Here is a 3843-nt window from a genome sequence, read left to right on the forward strand (position 1 = left end):
GCGGTCATGTCCGCGCCGGCCTCTCCTGCGCCCGCGGGCCCCGCCCGCCGCCGGCGCGGGGATGCGTGCTGCCCGGGCCGAGGCGGCACGCGTCCGGATCGGATCGCGGCGCGAGGGGCGCGCTCACCGCATCAGCCCGCGGGCCACGATCCAGTCCTGGATGCGCGCGGCGATCGCGTCGCTGTTGCGGTCCATCATCAGCATGTGGCTGTTGCCGGCCATGCCCTCCTTCGGCAGGTCGAGGGTGTCGGCGCGCCCTCCGGCATCCGCGATCGCCTTCTGCCAGCGCGCGACATTCGCGACCAGGCGCGGCCAGAGCGCGTGGCCCTCGATGAAGTCGCCCCAGACCACGAGATGCGGAATCTCCCTGACCCGCGCGGCCTCGGCGCGCGCGGGATCGGGCGCACCCGAGGGCTCGATCGCGATCAGCGCGCGCACCTTGTCGGGGGCGGCGAGGGCGGCGTTGAAGCCGAAATTCCCGCCCTGGCTGTGCACCATGATCACGCAGGGGCAGACACGCTGGACGAGGTCGTTGTAGGCGGCCTGGATGGCGGCGTCGGTGGTCACCCAGCGCGGCACCGACTGCTTGCCGAACTGATCCCATGCCGCAACGGGAAACTGCGTGGAGGGATAGGCGCGCCGCTTCGCCGGATCGGGGTCCCAGCCGTCGGCCGGGCCGACGCGGAACAGGTTCCAGCCCTCGGCGAGCGGGCGGAAGATCGGCGGCGTCGGGAAGATCTCCGGATAGCGTGCCCAGCCGGAACGGCCGCGCTCGACCGCATCCGAGACGTAGACGTCGTGGCCCGCGCGCAGGAACGCCATCTGCCAGCCCGGCCTGCCGTCGGGCGTGGTCTCCCAGGTGACGCCGGTCAGGCCGCCGCCGTGCCACATCAGCAGCGGATACCGCGCGCGCGGGGCCGCGAGCTTCACGTACTGCACGTACATCTGCTCGACCTGGAACTGGCCGTTCGGGTCGTAGCGGAAGGGCGGTGCGCCGGCGGTGAAGGTGATCTCCTGCACCGGCAGCCCCTGGAGGGTGACGGTGCGCCCGCCGATGTGGAAGCTGCCGATCTCGCGCACGGCGAGGTCCTGCGCAGCGGCCGGCGCGACGGCGGCGAGGGCGGCGGCGAGGGCGGCGGTGAGGGCTGCGAGCGGACGCATCGGTCTCTCCCGTGATCGTTGTCGCGACGACGCTAGCGCAGATCCCGTTGAGGTGGACCCACCCGATCGGGCGGGGATGCGCGCCAGGGAACCCCGGTGCCGGTGCCGACCGCGTCGGAACCGGCTCAAGCCGCGCGGCGCGGGCGCGGAAAGGGGGATCAGAGCGGCCGCAGCACGTGGATCGCGACCCCCCTGACGAAGGGCTTCACCGCCGCGCGGTACTCGGCCATGTGCGGGGCGGTGCTGTGCGCCTGCAGGGCGGCGGCGTCGCGCCAGCGCTCGACGATCACCACCGTGCCGGGCGGCAGCGGCGCCTGGGCGCCGAGCACGCCGGGCTCCTCCACCGTCGCCTCGTAGGCGAGGCAGCCGTCCTCGGCCAGGACGGCCGGGCGGACGGCGGCGAAGGCGCGCGACCAGGCGTCGAACCCGCCCTCGGCGAGCGTGACGGTGGCGATCACATGCAGCATCGGGCGGGATCCTTGCCGGGGTCAGGGGACACGGTTGGCGCGCGCGAGCACGGCCTCGAACAGCACCTGCGCGCCGGCGGCGGCGTGCTCGGGCAGGATCTCCTCGGCCTCGTTGTGGCTGAGCCCGTCCTTGCAGGGCACGAAGATCATCGCGGTCGGGATCACGCGCGCGACCGCGCAGGCGTCGTGCCCCGCGCCGGAGACGATCTCGCGCGCGGGATAGCCCAGCCGCGCCGCCGCCTCGCGCACCAGGGCGACGCAGGCGGGATCGAAGGGCTGGGCGGGGTAGCGGAAGACCCGCGTGAAGGCGAGATCGAGCCTCATGCCGGCGGCGATCGCGCGCGTCTCCTCCTCGAAGCGGCGGTCGAGCGCGTCGATCACCGCATCCGAGGGGTGGCGGAACTCGGCCGAGAAGGCGACCCGGCCCGGCACCACGTTGCGGCTGTTCGGCTCGACGCGGAGGAAGCCGACCGTGCCGCGCCCGTCCTCGCCCTGTTCGCGCATCAGCCGGTCGACCAGCGCGATCACCCGCGCCGCGCCCACCAGCGCGTCCCGGCGGCGCGCGGGCGGGGTGGTGCCGGCGTGGCTCTCCCAGCCGGTGAGGGCGAGGTCGTACCAGGCCATCGCCTGCGCGCCGGTGACGATGCCGATGGTCTTCTCCTCGGCCTCGAGGATCGGGCCCTGCTCGATGTGCAGCTCGAAATAGGCGTCCGCAGGGAAGGGGCGGGCGGGCAGATCGCCCTTGTAGCCGATCGCCTCCAGCGCCTCCCCGACCGTCACCCCCTCGGTGTCGGCGAGCGCATAGGCCTTCTCGAGCGGGATGCCGCCGACCCAGACGCCCGAGCCCATCAGCGAGTGGCCGAAGCGGCTGCCCTCCTCGTCGGTCCAGTTGCAGAGGATCAGCGGCGCCTCGGTCTCGATCCCCCGCTCGTTCAGGGTGCGGATCACCTCGAGCCCGGCCAGCACGCCGAGCGCGCCGTCGAACTTGCCGCCCGAGGGCTGGCTGTCGAGATGGCTGCCGAACATCACCGGCCTGCGCGTCGGGTCGCGCCCCTCGCGGCGGGCGAACATGTTGCCGATCGCATCGACGGTGACCGCGAGCCCCTCCGCCTCGCAGAGCGCGCGGAAGCGGTCGCGCCCCTGCCTGTCCTCGGCCGAGAGCGTCAGTCGCCGCACGCCGCCCTTCGGCGTGGCGCCGATTCGCGCCATCTCCATCAGCAGGTCCCACAGCCGCCGTCCGTCGATCCGCACATTGCCGGCGATCGCCGCCATCGCGTCCTCCTTGCTGCGCGGCCATCTTGCCGGGCCGGCACGCGACCGCAACCCCGCACCGCCGTGCCGGCCGCGGGCGCGGCCTCGGCCCTTCCGCAGGCGGCGAACCCTCTGCTAGAGGTTGCGCCCGGTCCTCCGCCTGCCCGCGCCCGCCCGTCCTCACGTCAAGGATCCGCGCCACCGTGAAGCAAGCCCGCAGCCCGTTCCGGCCCCTTGTCCTGGTTGCGGCGGCGCTGGCGGTCTCAGCCTGCCAGGCGTTCCAGCGGGCCGAGCCGGTGCAGCGGATCGAGATCCCGCCCGCGCCCGAGGAGGCGGCGGCCCTCGCGGCCGCGGCCCCGCGTCTCACCCCCACGGGCACGGTGGTCGATGCGCGCGTGCAACAGCTTGGCGCCGAGCTCGGCGCGCTCAAGGCGGGAGTGAACGACAACCTGATCGAGGTGCGCGCCACGCGCGCCGCGATCGCCGACCTCGCGGCGCGCTACCAGACGCTGGTGGGCGGCATCACCGCGCGGCTGCAGGTCGGCACCACGCCGGGCAATCCCGAGCTGATCTCGGCCTGGAACGAGGCGCAGGGCCAGCTCGCCGGGCTCGAGCAGAACGTCGGCCGGCTCTCCTCGCTCTCGACGCGGGTGGCGGCGAACGCCGCCACCGCGAACTTCCTGCAGAGCTCGATCCGCTCGGCCTACCGGCTCGCGGGCGGCATCGACCAGGACCACCGCAATCTCGACCTGCTGGAGGACGACACCAGCCGCACGATCGTGGTGATCGAGCGGCTCCTGAACGAGCTCGCCGACGAGGTGAGCCGCCAGTCCGCCACCGTGGCCTCGGAGCGGCGGACGCTGGCGAGCCTAGCCCTCTCCATCAACAGCGGGCGGATGTTCGGCGCGCCGCTCGCCGCGCGCATCGCGGCCGCGCCCGCGCCGGTGCCGGCGCGGCCGGTGCC

At 74.1% G+C, this 3843-nt stretch carries 3 protein-coding genes and 1 pseudogene; 1 reads left to right on the forward strand and 3 read right to left on the reverse strand.

The annotated features are described in order from the left end of the window. Positions 1-123: 123 nt before the first annotated feature. The 3 genes from FK498_RS17795 to FK498_RS17805 all read right to left on the reverse strand — a co-directional run bounded on the left by FK498_RS17795 (position 124) and on the right by FK498_RS17805 (position 2900). Positions 124-1161, reverse strand: a complete 1038-nt coding sequence (locus tag FK498_RS17795; RefSeq protein ID WP_141856935.1) for an esterase — start codon at positions 1159-1161, stop codon at positions 124-126. A gap of 158 nt (positions 1162-1319) precedes the next feature. Then, positions 1320-1628 carry a putative quinol monooxygenase gene (locus tag FK498_RS17800; RefSeq protein ID WP_141856937.1) on the reverse strand — a complete coding sequence of 103 codons (309 nt, stop codon included), beginning with the start codon at positions 1626-1628 and terminating at the stop codon, positions 1320-1322. Positions 1629-1649: 21 nt separating this feature from the next. Next, complete coding sequence (locus tag FK498_RS17805; RefSeq protein ID WP_141856939.1) at positions 1650-2900, reverse strand: Zn-dependent hydrolase; 1251 nt, start codon at positions 2898-2900, stop codon at positions 1650-1652. Between the two features lie 182 nt (positions 2901-3082). Here FK498_RS17805 and FK498_RS17810 point away from each other — a divergent pair. After that, positions 3083-3843 (forward strand): annotated as a pseudogene (locus FK498_RS17810) (hypothetical protein); the annotation flags it as partial.

Source organism: Elioraea sp. Yellowstone (assembly GCF_006704265.1).
In the GTDB taxonomy this organism is placed as follows: domain Bacteria; phylum Pseudomonadota; class Alphaproteobacteria; order Acetobacterales; family Acetobacteraceae; genus Elioraea.

Excerpts from the sequence above, each read along its gene's own strand:
- FK498_RS17795 (WP_141856935.1), bottom strand. The coding sequence starts at position 1,161 with ATGCGTCCGCTCGCAGCCCTCACCGCCGCCCTCGCCGCCGCCCTCGCC.
- FK498_RS17800 (WP_141856937.1), bottom strand. The coding sequence starts at position 1,628 with ATGCTGCATGTGATCGCCACCGTCACGCTCGCCGAGGGCGGGTTCGAC.
- FK498_RS17805 (WP_141856939.1), bottom strand. The coding sequence starts at position 2,900 with ATGGCGGCGATCGCCGGCAATGTGCGGATCGACGGACGGCGGCTGTGG.